Genomic DNA, 19,872 nt, shown 5'->3' with positions numbered 1-19,872 from the left:
CAAAAACGAATCCGGCCACAAGAAGTTTTTTGATCACCTTTTCGCTGGTGATTCCCGGTTTTCTTTTAAAATTGCGTCAGCCATCTTCTCAGCCACCATGATCGTTGGAATGTTTGTATTGGCCCGGGGGCAGAACGGCATCACCGAAGCATCGGCAATCCTCAAACCCGAAACGCCCCGAACCCGGCCCGACGGATCAGTCACCGCAGCAGGGTCGGAGGCTTGCCCTATCTTGCAGCTCGAAGTCGGGTGCCAATTGCCGGTCACATTCTGTCGGACAAATCGGTCGAGATGCTCCTCGTTTTTGATAAGATCTGCAATGCTATGACCATCGGTTATGACATGACTAATGAGGGCGCGGCGCAAGCGTGGAGAACTGTCCATAAGCAAAGCAAGCACCGAGGTGAGTCCGTAATTAACGCAATTGACCTTACTGACCTGCTTCGCTCGTGCATTCCAAGCTGAGGGAAAAGGGTCAAGCGCGACCGCCGACAGGGAATCCTGCTTCAGTAGGCGGGCCATGAAACAGAAGCCGTGCTTCAGTCGATCGGCGTCCCGCTTGTCGCTCAACCAGTTGAAATCTACCTGCGGCTCTACGGTATGAGAGCGATCCTTGAGCACGATCGTTCCTGTCGAGTAAACTCGGTTGACCCACAAATAGAGGGAGCCGAGGCGCTTGCCCAGCGGGTGCCAGGCCGACTTCGCAACTCCCGATATTGCCATGTCCGTCGACGGGCACCCATTGTAGCCCGACGAGTAACGGGCGTGCATCTGGATGTGGCCGCTCACATTGGGCGCCATGCGATCGCTTGGTTTCAAATACGCAGAAACGGCGATCCCTGGATGTTCTTGAAGGTTCTGGCCCACACCTCTTACATCTGCCACAACCGGAATACCGAGATTTGTCAGTTGCTCGGCCGGGCCGACCCCGGAGCGCATCAATATGGTGGGGGAGTGGACAGCTCCGGCGCAGAGGATCACACTTGAAGCGAGATACGACTGCTGGCCGAAGTTGTTTTCCGTCTCGACCCCCGTGACGGTGCGGCCTGAAAAGGCCAGACGCACAACCGTCGTTGCCGGCAAGATTGTCAAATTGCGTCGAGAGCGGACGCTCTCGGACAAGTAGGCCATCGCAGCGGAAACGCGGTGGCCGTTTCGGTTGGTCAAGGGAACGACGGAGTAGCCGTCACCAAAACCACCATTGAAGTCCGGCCTGAAATGAATACCCTCATTTTCATACGCTCTCGATACCGCTCGGATAAAGCCGGACCAGTCTGATCGCCGCACCCGTCTAATCGGCAGCGGACCAGCCTTGCCGTGAAATTCGCCGCCGAAATCCAGATCGCATTCGAGGCGACGGAAGTAGGGTAGAACCTCCTCCCAACTCCAGCCCGCTGCACCGCTCGAGGCCCAGTCATTGTAGTCTTCGGGACCACCGCGGTTGGCCACCTGAGCATTGATGCTGGAGCCGCCGCCCATCACCCGGGCCTGCTCGTAATGAATGGGCTTGCGGCCATCCCGGACTGTGGTCGCGTCAAGTAAAGGCCATTGATAATCAGGATTGAAGTAAGCACGTGTTGGATTGCCTTCCAAGATGTCATCAGGGACGGCATTCGGGGGCGTATCAGGACCGGCTTCGATGAGCAGTACGCGATGTCCATCGGCGGAGAGCCTGCTCGCTACGACGGATCCAGAGGAACCGCCACCGATCACGATATAATCGAAAACCACACAAGCCTCCCCCTATTCACATGATGCTCAGACGAGGGATAACGGGCAATATTAGGCCCCCCCAGCAGAGGATCACTCGTCAGGCAGCTAAATACGTCATGGTGCCGTAGGAAATCCACACTACACCCTAGTAGTTGGTAAGAGGCCGAGAATCAGCTAGGATGACAAGCGGAATGAATGTCGAGACGGCCGCGCGAGCAATTTCGTCAAGTTTAGCCGCTATCTTGCAGTCATCGCACCGATGCGACCTAGCCGATCTTCTTCCAGCTCGCGCCGGCACGTTACGCCACCCCTGGCGAGACCGTGTGCGGCCCGCCTTTAACGGCGTGGCGCTCGGACGAGCGACGATCCCGAAGGATATCCTATGTTCCGTGCGCTTGCTGTTCGTCATGCTAAAAGTCATTCCCGCCTATAAGCGGACGCGTCAACTACTAGATGCCGTAGTATCAGTGCTTTCCCGCAAGCTCTAGAAGTCACCGTGTGTTCAGCGCACTGAAGGGTGCATCGGCATGCAGAGCAACGTCACGACCCTAGAGCTTGCGAGGTGCATCTGTGCGGCAGACGAGTTGGGGCGCAAGATGGGCCTTCACATTACCATGGGCGAAGATTTTGAAGAGTACGTTGGGATCACCAGCAGACTTCCCGGGAAGTCACCGACGTATCCAAGCTTCCGTCCCGACTGTTCTTATCTTCCGCCTGGAAAGGCCTTTTGGATCGTCGGGCGTGATCAGTATGGAAGAGTAGCGCATGTACAAGCAATGCGTCTATATCATCTATCCAACACAGACGTTGCTGAGCACCTTGGGTCGTTGAGAGCCTGGTTCGCGGATCCTACCTTCATAGCCGGGTCTGGTTCCTCGTCTCGCTGCGATGCGCCCACTGGCCGCAGCATGACTGGGCTGGTCGCCTATCATGGCGACATCTGGTTGCGCGAGGACTTCAGAGGCCGCGGTCTCTCTACCTTTATCGGTCGCATTGCATTTGGACTAGCCTGGGCTAAATGGTCGCCGGACTTCATCTATGCGCTGGTTGCCGATTGGCACATCCAAAAGGGCGTTGTCGATCAGTATGGGTATCTACATCAGGAGCCACACGGATCAGTCCTGCACTTGCCCGCGCACGGGATAGATGACGACGATTGGCTCGTTTGGCTGACGCGAGACGAACTGTTGAAGACGGTTCGTGCCTCATCAGTGCAGGCGCCCGGTGAGAATACTGTGGCGAAAGCCGACTCTCGATCATGGACCGTATCGCCAGACTGATCTGAGCCGGAATCAGATGCCGTATGAACGTCTCATCGGCCAGGTGAATGGAGGTTTCAAATACTACACATTCGAGAGCCTCTAACACGCGTGAGCCTCAGCGCCTGAGCGACTATCAACGACCAAGTTTCAAACTCTCTGGAGTGGGCTCGGGTTGGCGATAGTTTCGGTGGCACTATGTGACACTCTCGCTACGCTAACCGTTTGAGCTGCCGCCATTCCGGCAACACTGTTGGCCCTGCGTTAGCTGCCGGTCGACACCGCGTTGTCCCTTGGCATGTGGCATCCGGCAGGTTCCAAGAAGGCCTCGGACGCGACATACACGCGACCGCGAGGACCGCCGATTCAAGCGACGAGGACCGGAAGTGAGGTTGATTTTCCAATGCAAGTCGAAAGGATTGCCGGGGAGATGTTCGTCCTCCCGTCGGGTTGGCGGGCGGGCCAGAGCCAAGCCCACCTTGTCAACTGCGTCGGACAGACTTTCGGTAATCCCATTCACAACTATCCAGAATATAAGATGTTTCACCATTTTGAAGTTGTGCAATATAAAGATCAATATAATTTTACGTTCCGATAACTCACCGAGGGGAAACTCCGTGCTAAAGCTTTAACGCCGACCTGCCAAGGACGGCGCGCCGAGCCTTAGCCGCAGCTTTGTGCGCCGCTCGCAATATTCGGTGCAAACGGTTGCGGAGAAGGGATTATGGAACGCCCCCAACTCGAAGAAGTGCCCGTCCTTTCCGCAAGGGAAATAGAGTGCATACTCTGGGCAGCCAGAGGGAAATCGTCGTGGGAGATAGGACGAATACTTAACAGGTCCGAAAACACTGTGAATTTTCACATAAAAAACGTAATGCGGAAATTGGACACGGGCAGCAGAACGGTCGCTGCTATGAAGGCGGTAAGCCTCGGGATCATCGAACTAGAGGAAGCGGTGAGCGCCGCCGAAGTGTCGTCAGGCGACGATTAGAGTCTCGGTCTTTTCTGTAATGTAAGGCCGCTGAGCCCGGATTGCGCCAATAATCCCGTTATGGCTGCCGGATCTCATAGTCGACCCACGAATGCGGCCTCGCAGTGTGAACAACACGATGACACAACGCCCACGGACCTGCGGAACGCGAGTTTTCGTCCATCGCATCCTCGGGCCGGGGTTGTGTTCACATTCATGAGGTGATCGAGAAGGCTGACCGGGAGGTTTTCCGCTGCGGGCGCGGTCTGAATCGCGTGGCGCAACTACGCCAGTACTTTGGGGTCTTGGTGACTTGCTGCAGGACGGAACGGCCGAATAGGTTCGGGGCACAGCACCAGGGCCGACCACGCGCCATCGGAGGGGTTCATGCTGCGCCAGCGCACACCATATCAGTTCGATCTCAAACCGTACGATGCGAAGACCGCGCAGATGCCACCATGGCAGGCGCTGGCCGAAGAGACGCTCCTGATGCGGCAAAGCTGAGAGTGCGCCGGAACCTCGGCGAGGTTGGCGTAGACGAGCGTTATGTCGTGGAGTCCTCGGCCCATCGGCGGCTGCAAAATCTGAGAGCAGCCTCGCGCACCGGTCAACAGGAGGTGGCGCGCGTGATGGACGAGAAGATTCCGGCTCAACCATCTGGAGCGCCCTGCAGTCTGCGATGCGGCGTCGCCTGGTGAGTTGTGTGCGTCAAGTTCTGCTAAAATGGCGTGGCATTCAGTGGTGACGTTGAGTGTCCGCCGCGCAGCCGCCGTCTAGCGGAGCGGCGGACACACGGGCGGTGCTCAGGCGGCCAATGCCCTCAGGCTCTCCTTCGTGAGCTCGCGCAGACGGATCGCTTCAAGCCAGTTCTCTTGGATGCCCACCGCCAGCGCCCGCACCAGCCGCAGCTGGCGCAATTCGTCGAGATGTGCCTCGTCGACCATGCTGATCAAGGTCTACGGTGCGACGTCCAACTTCAGGTCCACCAGAGAACAAGGTCAGGCCGGGCAAATCCGAAAAAGCAATTCAGCACCAGGCGACGCTTTCCGTCGCCTGATTGACCGGTAACCCCGTGAACGAAGCCGCCATCGATTAGGGCGATATCCCCAGTTTTGAGCTCGAACTCGCGGTAAGGGACGGCCTCCAGATAGGCTGCCGAATAGGGATATCCAGTGGTCTCCACACCTTGCGATATCCGGTCCGCAACCGTCGGCTTGTGGCTCCAGAGCTTCAGATTGCCGCCTTGCTCAGGCATGCTGGGATAGAGGTTGAGCGCTGCGACCGTATTGTGCGCCACCGCAGAAAGCTCGTAATCATCGCCAGCACGTAAGACTTGAGCGACGTCGTCGTGGGGATCCAAGGAAAAGGTGCCTGTGCCCGACCAACTGAGGCCGCGACAAACATTGGCCTGGCCGTGTTCGGAACGGGCTAGCCGCAATTCGATTCCCTGGTTGTGAAGCTCTCGCTTCAACGCCCCGAATACTGCTCGAACCGGGTCAACCAAATTCTTAAAAAGGGCATCGACGTACGGCCGCGCGTTTTCGGCGTCTGCGAAATAGGTGGCTGCATCCTTTCTGTAGTGAGATGCGCCGACATATTGTCCGGGCACACCATCTTTACGCTCTCTGAGACCGGAGCTTCCAATAAAGTTCGTAGTGATCTCCTCGGCTACTTCGGTGCTGAAAGCTTGCTTGATGTGCAGAGCGGTGAGCTCACCTTTCAGGACCGAGATGATCTCCGACGTGTTGATCGACCCGGTCCGTTCTTTGATCGAAACCGGCGAGATGGCTGGCACTTGAGATATCTGACTAGACATTGTCTTGCTCCTGTAGTGCGTGTTCAAGTATGGTGATGCCACGATCGAGTTCGGCATCGGTGATAGTTATCGGTGGGAGGACTTTGATAACGTCGCGATTTGGCCCCGAGGATTCGATAAGAAGGCCATTTTCGAATGCGACATCGTGCACGCGGCCGACAACTGCCGGTGAACGGCATTTCAGGCCGGCCATCAGACCGCGGCCGCGCTTCTGTTCGATGTATCTTGGAAGTTTCGCAACCAGGCGATCGAGGTGCGTTTGCAGCCTGACGGCTGTCCGCTCGACACCTGCAGTAAATTTCCTATCCGACCACATCTTGCACATGGCTCCTGCCGTCACGAAGGCGAAATTGTTGCCTCTGAAGGTCCCGCTATGTTCTCCGGGCTTCCATATGTCCAAGTCGGGTCGAATCAGAACGATGGACAGCGGACTACCTGAACCGCTTAGTGACTTGGAAAGACACACAATATCCGGTTCGATTTTCGCGGACTCGAATGAGAAGAAATCGCCAGTTCGGCCCGCACCCGCCTGAATATCGTCGACGATAAAAACAATGCCGTGAGTACGGCAAATGCGCTGAATTTCCGTGAGCCAAGCTGCGGATGCGGCGTTCATGCCGCCTTCTGCCTGGATGGTCTCCAGAATGATTGCGGCAGGCTTTTCTATGCCGCTCCCCGGGTCGCTCAAAACGCTGTCGATGTAACTGGCGGAATCGAATGCTTGGTTCGGATAACCGTCATAGGGAACACGGATCACATCGTGGCGAGCAACGCCTCCCAGTTCCCTGGTTGAGGCCGAGCCCGACACCGCTAGAGAGCCGAGCGACATGCCGTGGAACGCATTCGTAAAGGCCATGACGCTCGAGCGGCCCGTGTATTTTCGCGCCAGCGCGAGCGCCGCTTCGTTGGCGTTCGTGCCGGTCGGCCCAGGAAACTGAATCTTGTACGAAAGGCCTCTGGGTTTCAGGATCCAATCGACGAACCCTTCAATGAAGTCACGCTTTGCCGCCGTATGCATATCAAGCGACAGAAGAATGTTCTCCCCGACGAGATATTCAATCGCTGGCGCCATAATATCCGGATTGTTGTGCCCGTAGTTGAGTGCGCCGGAACCCACCAGGAAATCGATAAAGGGCTTACCCGTCTCGTCCCAGATCGTCGCCCCAAGGGCCTTCGTAAAGACGGTGGGGAACGCCCGGCAATAACGACGAACGTTAGATTCATGAGCCGTGAAAGTGTCGGTGTCCATATTAAGTCCTCTGCACATAGACGTTCAAAAAAGAGAGCTGTTTAATGGCTAGTGGTTTGCGGCAGATGTTCGTCGCTTAACATTGAAGCGGAATGCCGGAGGCAGATTTGTTGCTGGGATCCTCATCGACTATTATTAGGTTGCGTTGCCCTCCATTCAGGCGCCTTCGGAGAATGTGCTGCAATAAGATGGCTTCTAAAGCTTCCGCGAAAGCATGGATACTATGGCATCAGGTAGTTGACGTACCCACCCATCGCTACCCATAGCGCCTCCGGACAATGGATGAGTCCCAGGAGATCAGCGGGGTCGCGTCGCCAGAGGTTGTGTAGCTCGGCGGTAGCGAGAAGCCGCTCGCGAGCGCGCTCCTCAATAGCGCCGTAGCGAGCCAGCGGCTTCGCGGCGGTCATCAATATTCGCCGTTCAACCTCGGGCTGCGGACACCAACCTGATTCAAGAAACTATTTGATGACCGATGACACAGCGAAAGCCGCGCTCTCTTGGAGAAGACTGCGGATTCCGATCTCTTTCGCGAGATGATTGGCCCCCGAGCCGCCGGGTCAAGAGGGCGGGCCGCCGCGGGCGCCCTTGACGGAAAGCCCGTTCGTAAGCCAGGCGGAAGCAACCGGGAGACGCGCTGGCGAAGGGCCGCATCGGTTTCGAGAACGTCCACTACCGCGTGTCAAGCGAAGTGAGGATTTGACCCCCTGGGCGAACTGAAGATTTGACCCCCTCATTGTTTTGCGGTTTCGTTGGTACCGAGCGTCGTTCCGGCCTTCTGCAATAGGCCGGAACGACGCTTTTCGCGAAGCCGGTAGCTGTCGCCACGGATCGTTATCACTGTCGAATGATGAAGCAGGCGATCAAGGATCGCCGTTGCCACCACGGGATCGCCAAACACGCTGCCCCATTCGCCCACCGAGCGGTTGGAGGTGATCAGGATCGATCCCCGCTCATAACGCTGCGACACCAGCTGGAAGAACAGATGTGCGGCATTGGCTTCGAACGGGAGATAGCCGAGCTCGTCGATGATCAGCAGTTTCGGCCGCGACAGGGTCGTCAGTTGCTTTTCGAGTGAACCGTCGTCATTGGCCTTGGCCAGCATCGCCACGAGCGTGGCCGCCGTGACGAACTGGACGCTATGGTTCTGCCGGATCGCCTCGCGCCCGAGAGCCACCGCCAGATGTGTTTTGCCCGTACCCGGAGGTCCAAGGAACAGGACCGTGTCGCCATGGGCAATCCAGCGGCAGGTCGCCAGCTCCCGGATTTGGCGCTGATCCAGCGACGGCTGCGCGTCGAAGTCGAAGCCATCGAGTTCGCGCACAAACGGGAACCGCGCGATCTTGCCTGCCATAGAGATGCGCCGCTCGTCGCGCCGCGCGATCTCGTGGGTCACCAGGAAGGCCAAAGCCTCGCGCAAGATCATCTGCGAACGCGCCGCTTCGTCCAGCAGCGTATCGAGCTGGTCCCGGATCGCGGTCAGCTTCAGCCGGTCGAGCTGAGCCAACCAGCATCTCGTGATCGACCGTCGTCATCACCAGCTGCCTCCCACCAGTGCCTCATATTCCGCCAGCGGCCGCAACAGAGCGGAAGGCGCAACGATATCCACCGGCGCCGATCGCACCGGCGCAGCAGCGCCGACCACGCCGGCAAGATGCGCGCGCTCGACAATCCGTTGGCGACGTCCGCGGCACAACGCATGATCCGCCACCACCTCGCCCGCATGACGCACGATAACGCGGCCGCCCAGCACCACGACCTGGACGCTCTCCCCGATCAGCCGCCAGGGAACCGAGTAACTGTTCGTGTCCAGGTCGATTGCGCAGTCTGCCTGGACCTTGCGCACGAGATCCCGCAGTTGCCCGAACGGCGCCCGTCCGCCCAGAGGGCGAAGCGCCATGGCTTCTTCGGCAAAGCGCTCCGCAGGAGCCACCCCGGTCTTGCCATGCACACGCTGATCGGCAATCTCGCGCGTCCACCGTTCCAGATGCGCCTCGAACGCCGCCCAGTTCTCGAACCGGCGGCCGACAATCGCATTGTGCTTGACGTAGCCGACCCCGCGTTCGTCCTTTCCCTTCGTACGCGCCCGGTAGGGCGCACAAGCCCGTGGCGTAAATCCCCAGTAGCGGGCAAAGGCGTGCAGCCGCACATTGAAGCGCACCTCCCGCGTCGCCGCATCGTGATGTTCGACCAGCGCCTTCGGATTATCGAACAGCACTTCCGTTGGAACCCCGCCGAAGCGAAGGAAGGCTCCTTCCATCCCCTCCAACCAGTCCGCCTGGCGCTCCCGAAGCGAGGGACGGATATGCAGCCGACGCGAGTAACCCAGCGTTGCCACAAACAGGTGCACCCGAACACGCTCGCCGCCGATCCACGCCCGCGTGTCGCCAAAGTCGATCTGCATCTGATGTCCCGGCGCCGTCTCAAACCGAACCGTTGCGCGCTTCTGCACCCTCAACTCCCGACGCCAACCCTGCACCCGAAGCTCCACCGACCGAAGCCCTATGACGATCCCATGTTCGCTCTCCAGTTCCTGGCGCACCACATCGGCGTTGCCACCATGGCGGAAGAAGCGCTCCCGCAGCCAATCGTCTAGCCCGTCAAACGCGCTCCGCCGCACAGGCTTGCGAAACGGAACAGTCCCGCCTTCGCGCAGATACCGACGCACCGTGTTGCGCGCGCACCCGAATTCCTTCGCCAGCCGCTTCGCTCCCCAGCCAAGCTCATGCAGCCGCAGCATCGCTGCCACCTCTTCAGGCTGAAGCATCTCCTCTCCCTGCATCGTTCTCGACAATGCAGGAATCGCCGAAATCCCAATCGTCATTCATGCCTCCTCTCATAACCGAGGGGGTCAGTTCTTCATTTCGTCAGGGGGTCAGTTTCTCAATTCGCCCGACACCGCGACGGCAACCATCCCCGGCCGCAGCTGGGGCTGCTGCCTTCAGGCGAGTCGAAAAGGAGATAGTCTGGGAGGGTAAAGGCGTTGACGAGGTGGGCCGTGAGTAAGCAACCAAGCGCTGATCGGGATCGACGAACGCTATTTCCGTCCGACCGAGGTTGACCTGTGATCGGCGTTACCCCAAGCCAGGCAGGCCGACAAGCTCGGTTGGAAGGCGAAGACCTTTCGATGAGCTCGTCTCCGAAATGCCTCGGGGTCCACTGCCGCGCCTACGGAATCATGCTGGCGTCACGCGAAAATGCGATGGCGTCGCGGGCAGGTGCATGTGTCGTGGGGCCATCCGCACTGCCGGCACGCCCTCTCGGCCGGCATCCACTCAGGTCCGGTCGTTTGGGTCGGCGAATTCACACATCCTGCAAAGCAGAAAACCATCTGCTCCATTCATGCGGTCGACGATTTCGCGAAAAACTGGCTTTTCAAACAGAGCGGAGTAACCCTCATATAGAAGGTTGCCCAATACGTGACGCCGTTCAAAATCCATAGAGCACAGGGTAACGTCGCCGTTTGGAAGAAGAACATTCCGATACTGTCGTGCGTCCACGCAGGTTAGGGCTCCGACCACTGGCTGACGTGGTGCAACGATCTTAGGGTCGACGCTTCCACCCCTACTGCTCACCGGCCGCGCTTTTATCAGGGCTTCGGTAGGAATAATGTCGGCTATATCTGGGTGGGGCTCGCCCAAGGCCACGAATCGGATCAAGGGGATGTCCGCGTCGACGAGTTGACGAACCAGATCGCGATACTTGTCTCCGACCAGGCGGCTGTTCATGTAGGTGCCGTCATCGAAAACATGGACCACGAATACGCCCAAGCGCAAGGCTTGCAATCGCTGCAGGTCCTGCCCGTTCATTCCCACCAGCGTCGTAAAAATCCTGATGCCATGGCCTTTGGCGAAGGCGTGCTCCACCATTTCGGTACAGTCCGGATTGAGCCAAGGTTCGGAGTATCCCGCAAAACCAATGTCGACGGAAGTCGGTACGCGGGCCAGACACCGCTTGAAATCTTCAAGATCCAGATGACTCGCATGAGACACTTTTCTTTGCCGGACCGCGAACTTGTCCTGGGGACAATATGAACATCCTACGACGCATCCCGTGGTCGTCGTTATCTCCAAAACCCTGCCGGCTGTGTTTGCTGAGCGAAGTTCCGGTAAAATCACTGGTGATTACTCCCATCTACTTCCTGCGAAGCGCCACGATGGTGTGCGTGTGCCTTTGGCTTTCTGATACCGCCTGCTGATCTACCGAGGCAACGCAGCCATCTACCCTTTTTGGCAGCCTAAGCCGCCCGGTTCACCGATTTGCCGGGCCGACCCTTCACAAACTTCCAGCGCGTCGGACCAGAGACAGCATTGCATCTTTCGAGGCATCACTCGCTCCGGAGATGTAGCCTCAACCGTTGGTCGCTGGCCCGTCGCCGAGATGCGCGCGCAGCACCCTCGAACCCGCCGGAGAGAAGCTTTCTGGATGCCGTCGATCATCCTTCATCGAGCGAGTTCCGTGTTCTCATGCGGGTCAGCCCTCACACTATATTGCCGCACATCGACCAGCAAAGGCCGAGCTAGTGCGCCTGGCGCGCAGTTACTGCGAGATAGGCTTCGAAAAGCCCGACAGGGCTAAGACGCTCCGCTGTATTGAACCCGACATGTTTTCTGACGGCTGTCAGATTTTGGACACACATCACTCATCGTCAGTCGCTTAATACGGATGGTAGTTTCTTCCAGGAATCGGTGACATTGAACACCACCCTGTCATGACCGCCCAATCTCAGCGAAGCGAACTCAGCATCGCCACCAGGACCAAGCCTGAAGATAAATCCGCCATAGCAGCGTCAACGACATTTTGCTTTCGAACCCGGATGGATTGCACGAGGTGATTCGCGCCGTGATGCAGGAGGTGCTCGAGGCCGAGATGGACGAGGCGCTGGATGCTTCGAAGAGCGAGCGCACGCCGGAGCGTCTCGGCTATCACGCGCGCTACTACGGGCGGAGAACTAGCTGCGCACCTACGGCGGTTCGATAATCCCAAGTTTCAAAGCTTTTACAACAGCTACCGTTCTGCTGGTCGCATCCAACTTCCGCATTACATTTTTTAAATGGAAATCTATCGTATTTCGTGATCTGCCTAAAATAGTTCCTATTTCCCATGACGATTTTCCTTTCGACACCCAATCAATGCACTGTATTTCTCTCGGAGAGAGGTTATGAATTTGTTCCGACGCAGTCGTAGTGTTGAACTTCGTAACCATCAGATGAAACCGCAGCGCGGCCATTTGCAGGTAGGTGATCGTTCTATTCTGCAATTCGCAGTCCGAGGATTGAGCAAAAACTCACAAACCTAAAGCTGTCACCAGGGCCATGTAATGGGACGGTAACGCCTGACCTCAAGCCGAATGTTGCTGCTTCGTCCAAGACGCGGCGTCCATCTTCAGTTATGCTTTCATCGGTATACACCTCGCTCCATCGAAAGGGCCCCGCCTCCTTTCGACCTTTCTTGATGAGTGGGTCTATTTTGGCATAGCCCATTCTCGAGTAGCGCTCCTGCCATTCAGCAGGATAATTCCACATCACCACAGAACCCTCTCGGTTCGGCTTGAAAACCCCCTGTTTTGATGCGAGCGGGCCATAGGCAATCCACGGGCAATCGAACTTCAGCGCAAACGCAGACATCCGTTCGAACAACTGTTCGGATTGAGCGATATCATCAGTCATCTCGAGGAATAGGTCTAACTCCACCGCAATCCGCGGGAGTTCCATGATGCCTCCTTCATTGCGTTCTCATTGGTGCAAAGTTTGCTCCAGCCCAGCCTCGCAACATGCGAAGTCAACGGGACCGAGCCGGAGTTCCTTCCGCCACCTGGAGTACCTTCAAGAGTCGTGCCAGCTTGCGAGCGAAGCTTCTTCTTCAGGTTGTCAATCGACTGGGGAGGTACCCAGGAGGCGAACCGAACAGCACTGTGTCGGGGAGCGCACAATCCGACAGTCGAGCATTCGATTGACGGAATATGGGCAGGAAAGTATTCGCGGCGCGCTTTTGAAATCAGCACCTAAGTCTCGGGCCTGAGAGAGCTGCATTGCCTGTACTTATTTGATCGAGGCAGGAACAATTTAGAATTCAATCGATACATCGACCCTCTTTTCCAATCTCCCGAGTTGGGCAGCCGAAGCAATAGTATTCGACTGGATCGCGGCTGACTTTCTCCAGGCTCGGTAACCTGCTGAATTTGCCCTTCGGCTGTTCCCGCTCAGTTGGCACGACTTTTGAACCTCACCATCGTGAGGCGGCAGGAGCTGCCCGCCAAAATTGATGCTGTTATGGGGGAGGTCGAGATTCCAGTTTTGTCTTTTAACGTCTTTGGGACGGAGCGTGTTGATGCGCCCGCTTGGAAACTATGAAACGTTTCCCCGTCCATGGGCGCGGCGCCACTTGTCGCGACGTTTTCGCCTTCACTGTTCGCCTCTGGAACAGGCAGCCGGCCCGGCTCGCGATCATAATGACCGCGATGCTCGCCTCCACGCTGGCTGACGTGTTGATGCCGCTCTATTCTGGCCGACTCATCGACGCTGTTTCTCGTGCTGCTAATGCGGCAGCACCAGCTTCGGATTCAGCTGTTGCAGCATTCTCTGTACCGATTGCATTGGCACTCGGTGGCATTGCCATGCGCCACGTCGCCTTCATTGGCCTGAGCGACCTGGTGTTGAAAATGATTTCCGACGTCGCGACCGAAGCGTTCCATCATGTGCAGCGCTTTTCGACAGACTGGCATGCAAACAGCTTCGCCGGCTCGACAGTGCGCAAGATAACGCGCGGCATGTGGGCGCTCGACCTCCTCAACAGCACGATACTCGTCACGCTGCTCCCGTCGTTTGTCATCTTGATCGGCTCGACGGTGCTGCTCGGCTGGCACTGGCCGGTCATGGGCGTGATCTTTGCTTGCGGCTCTCTCGTCTACCTTGCGTTTTCGATTTCGCTGTCGCTCGGCTATGTCGCGCCAGCGGCGAGCCTTGCCAACCGATGGGACACAAGGCTCAGCGGCGCGCTTGCGGACGCGGTCAGTTGCAACGCTGTGGTCAAGGGCTTCGGCGCAGAGGTTCGCGAAGACGAGCGGCTTGCAAATATCATGACGAAATGGCGGCACCGCGCGCGCCGGAGCTGGGTGCGCGGAACGATCATCGGCTCAACCCAAGGCGTAACTTTGGTTGCGCTCAGGGTGGCGGTGGTCGGATATGCCCTGCTTCTGTGGTCGCATGGACAGGCAACGCCGGGCGAGATAGCATATGTTCTCACGTCCTTCATCGTCCTGCAGGGCTATCTGCGTGATGCCGGCATGCATGTCCGCAACGTGCAGCACTCGGTTAATGATATGGAAGAACTGGTGGCCATCCACAATCAGCAGGTGGATGTTGCCGATCGTCCAGAGGCCAAGCCGATCCGGATCACGAACGGCCGTATCGATTTCGAGAACGTCCACTTCCGCTACGCCAACCATCCCCTGCCGCTCTATAGCGAATGTTCGCTGTCGATTGAAGCTGGCGAAAGGGTTGGGTTGGTTGGACCCTCCGGTTCCGGCAAGACAACATTCGTGAAGCTGATCCAGAGACTCTACGACCTGAGCGGCGGCCGGATCCTGATAGACGGTCAGGACGTCTCCGAGGTGACCCAAGAGTCCCTTCGTTCGCAGATCGCGATCGTGCAGCAGGAGCCGATCCTGTTTCACAGGTCGCTTGCCGAGAACATCGCCTATGGCCGGCCTGGCGCGAGCCAGGCCGAGATCGAGCAAGCGGCACGACTGGCAAGTGCCCACGAATTCATCGCGCCCCTGCCGAAGGGCTATGGGACATTGGTCGGCGAAAGGGGTTTGAAGCTCTCCGGCGGCGAGCGCCAGCGCGTGGCGATCGCGCGCGCCTTCCTCGCGAACGCGCCGATCCTTATTCTGGACGAGGCCACATCGAGCCTCGATTCGGAATCCGAGGTGCTCATTCAACAAGCGGTGGATCGGTTGATGGTGGGCCGAACCACACTCGTCATCGCACACCGGCTGTCGACGGTCCGCTCGCTCGATCGGCTGCTCGTCTTCGACCGTGGCCGCATCATGGAGGACGGCGATCATGCCGCCCTGATCAATCTCGATGGTGGCATTTACCGCCGCCTCTTCGAACGGCAGGCGTTGGGGCCTGATCGCTAAACCGGCTTGCGCGATGCGCCGAGCCGTTGCCGGAGAGGGGTGTGGCAGTGACGAGCGGCGGGCGTTAGGCCGGCAAAACCAGCACGGCCGGAACTGTCCGCCAAACGGGCGAGCGGGAATGCACCACGTCTAAGCTTCGGCGAATGCGCGCAGTTACACGCGGGCACCGAATTGTCGCGCCTAACGGCGCACGCACCAAAAGGGCGGGAATGTCGACGGCCCGGGAAGAGTGCGGCCCTCGCCGTTACCCACATTTCGCCAAAGGAAGCGAAGTCAACGCACATTGAGAGGGCGGTGCTTCCCGGCCGGCTGGGATCCCTGTCGCTGGCCCAACCTACCGCACGCCGGCCACGTCAACGGTTCAAAGTCCCTTCGGTTCGCAAAGTCGTCCCCTTGGAGACCCGGAAGCGCAGGAGCTCCGACCGCAGTCTTCGCTCAACTCTGGCCATCTGCTCCGGGATTGGATTCCGTTCCCTTGCTAGCACAGTGGCAGCTGAGCACGAACTCGCCGGCCCCGTGTCTTTCGATTACGGCCAACGGGCTTAGGAAGAGATTGGATTCGCCGGCCCTCTGCGGAGCGAATGAACAGTTCTACAGATCATCGACGTCCGCGAAAAAGAGCACGCAGCCGAAGTAGCCGGCCTGAAGCAGCAGCGAACAGGCCAGCGTCGTGACGACTGCCACACGGAGCGAATCCAAAGCGAAGTAAACCATCGACGCATTGCTGCACAGGACCAGCCCCACGAGCCGACAAAAAGATGAAGTGCAACGCCGTTCTCCTGGTTTTCGCCAGATCATGTTGCGAGCTCGTCGGCCGCAACATGCGTCTGGCAGTTCTTGGGGCAGACGCGGCCGCAGGCTCCGCAGCCGATGCAGCGGCCGGCATCATCGACAACCATGATCATGCGATTGAGCTTGCCGTCGAAATCGTCGTCCTCGTCATCGCAGGGGCCGAGGATTTCACCCGCATCATCAACGCCGTGAAGATGCATGACATCGCGCGAGCAGACCTTGAAACAACGGCAGCAGCCGATGCAGGTCTTGCTATCGATGGAGGTCAGGTACGACGGCATCCAAATGGAGCCGTCACGGGTGGTGAATGTGCGCATCATCCTAAATTCTTCATTGAAGCGAGTTCTCTCTTGGCAACATCCAACTCGGCATAAACGGCGTGGGTTTTCTCGGCGACTTCCTGTATGTCGGCCCACTTGCCCGGCAGACCCTCGACAAGGTCCTGCAATGCCATCTTGGCAATAGCTGCACGCAACTGGAGCTTTCGGACTTTTTTCCTCATCTTATCTAGGTCTGACATAGATCCTTCCTGGAACAATGGTTTCTTGATGCGCGCCATCTCGGGCTAGGCTTCAATGGCTGCAGTCGCATCGTCGGCCAGTTTCGTACCGGCCTCAGCCAATTTGCGGAAAGTCTCGAAGCCGAACCGGTGGACGTCTCGACAGAACGCCCAACCGCCGGAAGCCCCCACGGGCTTCATTCCAATTATTGGCGACGTCGACACGCCGGAGCGCTCCTCGATCGCAAGCGCTACGGCGGTGTAAAACATGTCGAGCCTCCACAGCGCGTCAGGATCGGGATCGCCGCCAAAGGGTACCGCACGTTGCCGTTGCTTGGTGATGATGAACTCGGCCAGCAGCTCGGCATCCGAATGGCCTTCCCATAAGCCGAAGGAATCCTGAGTCCGAATGAGCCGCAGGAGGCATTTGACGAACGGGGAAGCAAGGGCCTCGTCGTCCTTGTGGACAGCAGGGCCAACCGGTTCATGAGGAATTTCGTTGTTCGTCATTTCAGTCTTCGTCTTCGAGGTACGATTTCCTTTTCCGATGATCCGGGTCCACTTGATGCCAGCCGACGAATGGCTTGGGCGGGCCAACCCCAAGAGTGCCCCGTGGCCGACCTCGATATGTCCACGAGTGCGAGACCTACGGCGCGAATTCGCGGCGCACATCGTCTGCGCCGCGATCCGACCGGTGGTCAACGCAATTGAAATCCAACCTGCCGCAAGCCGTCGCCCTGCTGCATCGACATACTTGCTGCGAAGAGAGCCTCGATGGGCGGATTGGCCAGTGTTCAATTCCAATTGTCAGTCCCTTCGCGATTCTTGCTCAGGAAGTGACTGCGTTTTTAGTTTCGGGTGCCTTGTTTTGCGGAGCCACACAAAGATCCGCGTGACAGGCAGGCTCACCCGTGTAGTTGGCCAGTGCTTGGAGCAATGGGGTAAGATAGTACTGTTTGGTGTGGTCCGGAATTGGCCCCAGCCGGTCCACCGATTTCAGTGCCACCTCGATCAACTCGATTGCGCGATCTTTGTTGCCGCTCTCGTAATAATACTGAGCTACCGGGAGGTACCGGCGGTATTTAAACGGGCCATCGCCGTTCGGGGGATTGAGTGCCAGTATCTGTTCCGAGAGCTCGTTGCCCATCGCAAAGCGCTCCGCGCGCGGAAGATGGGAATTGTCCATCGTGGGATCGAAGAGTTGGTTGAGGGCCAAGGCCATCCACGACACGGCGTCGGACGTTTTGTCTATCGCGTCCTCGACCAATTCTCGCATGACCGGCATGCCGGTCTTGATGTCGCGCAGCTTGTGAAGCAGAAGATCCGCATGAATCTGCCGGAACTCACAAGAGTCTGGCATCAAGGCGAGGCCTTCTTCGATGGCCAAGAGCGCCGCCGTCCAATCCTCGGCCTGCATCGCCGGCTCAAGTTTGGCGTATATCGGCCCGGTAAGCGACATTTCGCGCGCTGCAAGTTGGTTATGCGCGATGCGCTTTGCATCGGCGGCTTTCGCTTCATAGCTGCTGCGCCAGCTGCCGTTAAGGACTTTCGGCAAAACGTCATCGAGTTCCGCCGGGTGGCCGATAAAAGCGATGTGGCCGTCGCGGTCGACCACGAACGAGGTGGGAATCCCAATCGAAGAGCTGGGATCCATCCAGAGCTTGTTCATTTCGCCAATGTAATCGAACCCGATACGATAATTCAGATTCGGGAACTTCTCGGTCAGCCAGGCATCCACGTTGGTCCGCGCCTCGTCTGCGATAGGACCCTGTTCGCAGGCGGCAACTCCGACCGCCTCAAATCCGCTGCCTTCATATTTCTCCTGCAGTTCGATCAAATGGGGCATGGCGTCGACACATGGTCCGCACCAAGTCGCCCAAAACTCAACGAGGTAGACCTTGCCGGGCCGAAAGTTCGTGAGGGGCTCGCCACGCAGCCAGTTCTCCACTTTGATCGCAGGAGCCGGGGACCCCATACGCAGTTCCATCTTGGTGTCCAAAGTCATTCCACACCTTTCGTCTCTTTTGTCGCGGAATATTTTCCAGTCAAAATCGGACACGGTCTCGAGGGCATCGCTCCCTCTGGCTTGCTTCAGCGAAGCTCTCACCGTGTTGCCGCACATCAAGCTGCAACGGAGGTGCCAATTCCCTCAGCTCCGGTAAGCGGCGGGAAATGCTTTGAAATTCTCCACGAGCCAAATGCGGCCGATTGTCGTGAACCCGACATGTCTTCTGCCGCTGTCGGGTTTCGCCCTATCACTCTTGAGAGCTTGGACGGCTCGCCTGTGATTAGACTGGCCTCGGCCCTCGAGCAGTGGCAGTTTGGCGCCAGTTCGAAAGCGCGAACTCGCCGGCTTGGTCCTCGTGCCGCCACCGCCGCGTGTGGATTCTTGCCCCGGAGTCATAATTCGCCTCGCGGTTGCCAACGGCGGCATTGCGCAAGCCCCGATCATCGAAGCGCCGACGGAGGATGAAGCTCTTGCCGCCTTCCGGAAGGCACAGGAAGCTTCGCCGCTCGTTTGGGACCGCAACAACATGCCCGAGATCTCGCTTGCTCTCGGCCAGTGCGACAAGAACAGCAGCGGCCCCGGAGTATCGTGCATGACATCAATCAAGATGTCACCACAGGCACAGCCCCTGGATCGCCTCGTCGGGTTTGCCAAAGACGCATCCGGAGAATGGATCGCTACCATCAACTAGCCGGCCTCCGCCGCCGTTCTCGAACGGCGAGACCGAAAACAGGTGTTGCTGAAAATGGAAGACGAACTGCTCGACTACGCACAGTCTGTGCGACAGGTCTGATCTGCCTCGTCATTGCCCTGCTTTTCGGCTGGAACTTCATCGCCGCTTTGATTTGGGGATGCTTGACCGGTGCCGTGCAAGCCGGTGCGATCAGGTTGATCCACGGAGAGCAGATCGACTTTGACCCGCAAGCACCTGTGGCACATGAAGAAGCCCGCTTTTCGGCGGGTTTTTTCACCCCCATGATGGCCGATCACCTCACCCAAAAGGCGCCGCCATCTCCATGACGTGCGGCCAGAGGATGATGACGTCATCGAACTGCCGGTTCTTCGCCTGATGGATGTTGAGAAGAGGAACGCCGCGTACGCGGTCGCCTGAATAGGCGCGAAAGCTCGCCGCCTTTCGCTCGACCAACGCGCGCAGCTCAGCCGTGGACCAGAGAGTCTTGCTCTGCCGGTTCAGCCCCTGAAAGGCTGCGGATGTGACGTGCGGTATCCAGCTGGGCGGATTTGCAAGCTGCGCAAACCGCTCGGCGATCTGTACCGGGCTCATGACATCCGCCTCGGCAAAGCCGGCCATCACCGCCGCGATTTCGTCCGAAGCGCGCGGCTCGAGAATCAGCCGGATCGGCGCGATGTTGTAGTTGGCGGAATACAATCCTTGGCCGAGCCGTTGGGCCATGGCGTTCGCCCA

Annotated in this window: 17 protein-coding genes and 3 pseudogenes; 5 read left to right on the top strand and 15 right to left on the bottom strand. The window is 58.2% G+C overall.

Going from position 1 to position 19,872, the window contains the following annotated elements; all coding sequences use genetic code 11:
- Positions 1-33 precede the first annotated feature (33 nt).
- The gene (locus CIT25_RS33800; protein ID WP_095489416.1) at positions 34-1,731 is read right to left on the bottom strand and encodes a GMC family oxidoreductase; all 1,698 of its coding nucleotides are present in this window, start codon (positions 1,729-1,731) and stop codon (positions 34-36) included.
- Between the two features lie 1,986 nt (positions 1,732-3,717).
- Here CIT25_RS33800 and CIT25_RS33785 point away from each other — a divergent pair.
- Positions 3,718-3,963, top strand: a pseudogene (locus CIT25_RS33785) (helix-turn-helix domain-containing protein); the annotation flags it as partial.
- 782 nt (positions 3,964-4,745) lie between these two features.
- Here CIT25_RS33785 and CIT25_RS36685 read toward each other — a convergent pair.
- The 6 genes and pseudogenes from CIT25_RS36685 to CIT25_RS33755 form a co-directional block, all read right to left on the bottom strand.
- Complete coding sequence (locus tag CIT25_RS36685) at positions 4,746-4,886, bottom strand: hypothetical protein (RefSeq protein ID WP_158302722.1); 141 nt, start codon at positions 4,884-4,886, stop codon at positions 4,746-4,748.
- Between the two features lie 32 nt (positions 4,887-4,918).
- Positions 4,919-5,758 (bottom strand): 2OG-Fe(II)-dependent halogenase WelO5 family protein, encoded by an 840-nt coding sequence (locus tag CIT25_RS33780; RefSeq protein WP_095489413.1) that lies wholly within the window; start codon positions 5,756-5,758, stop codon positions 4,919-4,921.
- Positions 5,751-7,007: a diaminobutyrate--2-oxoglutarate transaminase gene (gene ectB / locus CIT25_RS33775; RefSeq protein ID WP_095489412.1), complete on the bottom strand. Its 1,257-nt coding sequence runs from the start codon at positions 7,005-7,007 to the stop codon at positions 5,751-5,753. Before ectB ends, CIT25_RS33780 begins: the two co-directional genes overlap by 8 nt.
- A 730-nt stretch (positions 7,008-7,737) precedes the next feature.
- Positions 7,738-8,539: pseudogene (istB, locus tag CIT25_RS33765) on the bottom strand (IS21-like element helper ATPase IstB).
- Entirely contained in the window at positions 8,539-9,828 is a 1,290-nt protein-coding gene (gene istA, locus CIT25_RS33760; protein WP_095489410.1) for an IS21 family transposase, read from the bottom strand. The pseudogene istB and the gene istA overlap by 1 nt, the downstream one beginning before the upstream one ends.
- 451 nt (positions 9,829-10,279) lie before the next feature.
- Complete coding sequence (locus CIT25_RS33755) at positions 10,280-10,996, bottom strand: radical SAM/SPASM domain-containing protein (protein ID WP_224571099.1); 717 nt, start codon at positions 10,994-10,996, stop codon at positions 10,280-10,282.
- 719 nt (positions 10,997-11,715) lie between these two features.
- Here CIT25_RS33755 and CIT25_RS33750 point away from each other — a divergent pair.
- Positions 11,716-11,951, top strand: a pseudogene (locus CIT25_RS33750) (transposase); the annotation flags it as partial.
- 16 nt (positions 11,952-11,967) lie between these two features.
- Here CIT25_RS33750 and CIT25_RS37950 read toward each other — a convergent pair.
- Together CIT25_RS37950 and CIT25_RS37945 are read right to left on the bottom strand one after the other, a co-directional pair.
- Positions 11,968-12,210, bottom strand: coding sequence for a helix-turn-helix transcriptional regulator (locus CIT25_RS37950; protein WP_245330137.1), 243 nt, complete (start codon positions 12,208-12,210; stop codon positions 11,968-11,970).
- Between the two features lie 43 nt (positions 12,211-12,253).
- Positions 12,254-12,718 carry an autoinducer binding domain-containing protein gene (locus CIT25_RS37945; protein ID WP_245330126.1) on the bottom strand — a complete coding sequence of 155 codons (465 nt, stop codon included), beginning with the start codon at positions 12,716-12,718 and terminating at the stop codon, positions 12,254-12,256.
- 635 nt (positions 12,719-13,353) lie between these two features.
- On the opposite strand from CIT25_RS37945, the gene CIT25_RS33740 reads away from it, so the two are divergent.
- On the top strand, positions 13,354-15,147 hold the full coding sequence (locus tag CIT25_RS33740; RefSeq protein WP_095489409.1) for an ABC transporter ATP-binding protein: 1,794 nt from the start codon (positions 13,354-13,356) through the stop codon (positions 15,145-15,147).
- Between the two features lie 591 nt (positions 15,148-15,738).
- Here the strand turns inward: CIT25_RS33740 and CIT25_RS33735 are convergent.
- From CIT25_RS33735 to CIT25_RS33715, 5 genes are all read right to left on the bottom strand, one after another.
- Positions 15,739-15,945, bottom strand: coding sequence for an exopolysaccharide production repressor protein (locus CIT25_RS33735; protein WP_095489408.1), 207 nt, complete (start codon positions 15,943-15,945; stop codon positions 15,739-15,741).
- On the bottom strand, positions 15,942-16,259 hold the full coding sequence (gene fdxB, locus CIT25_RS33730; protein ID WP_174800308.1) for a ferredoxin III, nif-specific: 318 nt from the start codon (positions 16,257-16,259) through the stop codon (positions 15,942-15,944). Before fdxB ends, CIT25_RS33735 begins: the two co-directional genes overlap by 4 nt.
- The gene (locus CIT25_RS33725) at positions 16,256-16,459 is read right to left on the bottom strand and encodes a CCE_0567 family metalloprotein (protein ID WP_029356497.1); all 204 of its coding nucleotides are present in this window, start codon (positions 16,457-16,459) and stop codon (positions 16,256-16,258) included. The genes fdxB and CIT25_RS33725 overlap by 4 nt, the downstream gene beginning before the upstream one ends.
- A gap of 45 nt (positions 16,460-16,504) precedes the next feature.
- The gene (locus CIT25_RS33720) at positions 16,505-16,948 is read right to left on the bottom strand and encodes a DUF269 domain-containing protein (protein WP_095489407.1); all 444 of its coding nucleotides are present in this window, start codon (positions 16,946-16,948) and stop codon (positions 16,505-16,507) included.
- Positions 16,949-17,267: 319 nt separating this feature from the next.
- The gene (locus CIT25_RS33715) at positions 17,268-18,425 is read right to left on the bottom strand and encodes a TlpA disulfide reductase family protein (protein ID WP_095489440.1); all 1,158 of its coding nucleotides are present in this window, start codon (positions 18,423-18,425) and stop codon (positions 17,268-17,270) included.
- Positions 18,426-18,840: 415 nt separating this feature from the next.
- On the opposite strand from CIT25_RS33715, the gene CIT25_RS33710 reads away from it, so the two are divergent.
- Entirely contained in the window at positions 18,841-19,137 is a 297-nt protein-coding gene (locus CIT25_RS33710) for a hypothetical protein (RefSeq protein ID WP_342587132.1), read from the top strand.
- Positions 19,116-19,466 (top strand): hypothetical protein, encoded by a 351-nt coding sequence (locus CIT25_RS36680; RefSeq protein WP_158302720.1) that lies wholly within the window; start codon positions 19,116-19,118, stop codon positions 19,464-19,466. Before CIT25_RS33710 ends, CIT25_RS36680 begins: the two co-directional genes overlap by 22 nt.
- Here the strand turns inward: CIT25_RS36680 and CIT25_RS33705 are convergent.
- The gene (locus tag CIT25_RS33705; RefSeq protein ID WP_206073042.1) at positions 19,438-19,860 is read right to left on the bottom strand and encodes a hypothetical protein; all 423 of its coding nucleotides are present in this window, start codon (positions 19,858-19,860) and stop codon (positions 19,438-19,440) included. The genes CIT25_RS36680 and CIT25_RS33705 overlap by 29 nt on opposite strands.
- Positions 19,861-19,872 lie beyond the last annotated feature (12 nt).

The organism is Mesorhizobium mediterraneum, assembly GCF_002284565.1.
Taxonomy (GTDB): domain Bacteria; phylum Pseudomonadota; class Alphaproteobacteria; order Rhizobiales; family Rhizobiaceae; genus Mesorhizobium; species Mesorhizobium mediterraneum.
Note: the sequence above shows the minus strand (reverse complement) of the source record. Positions and strands in the feature narration are given on the sequence as shown.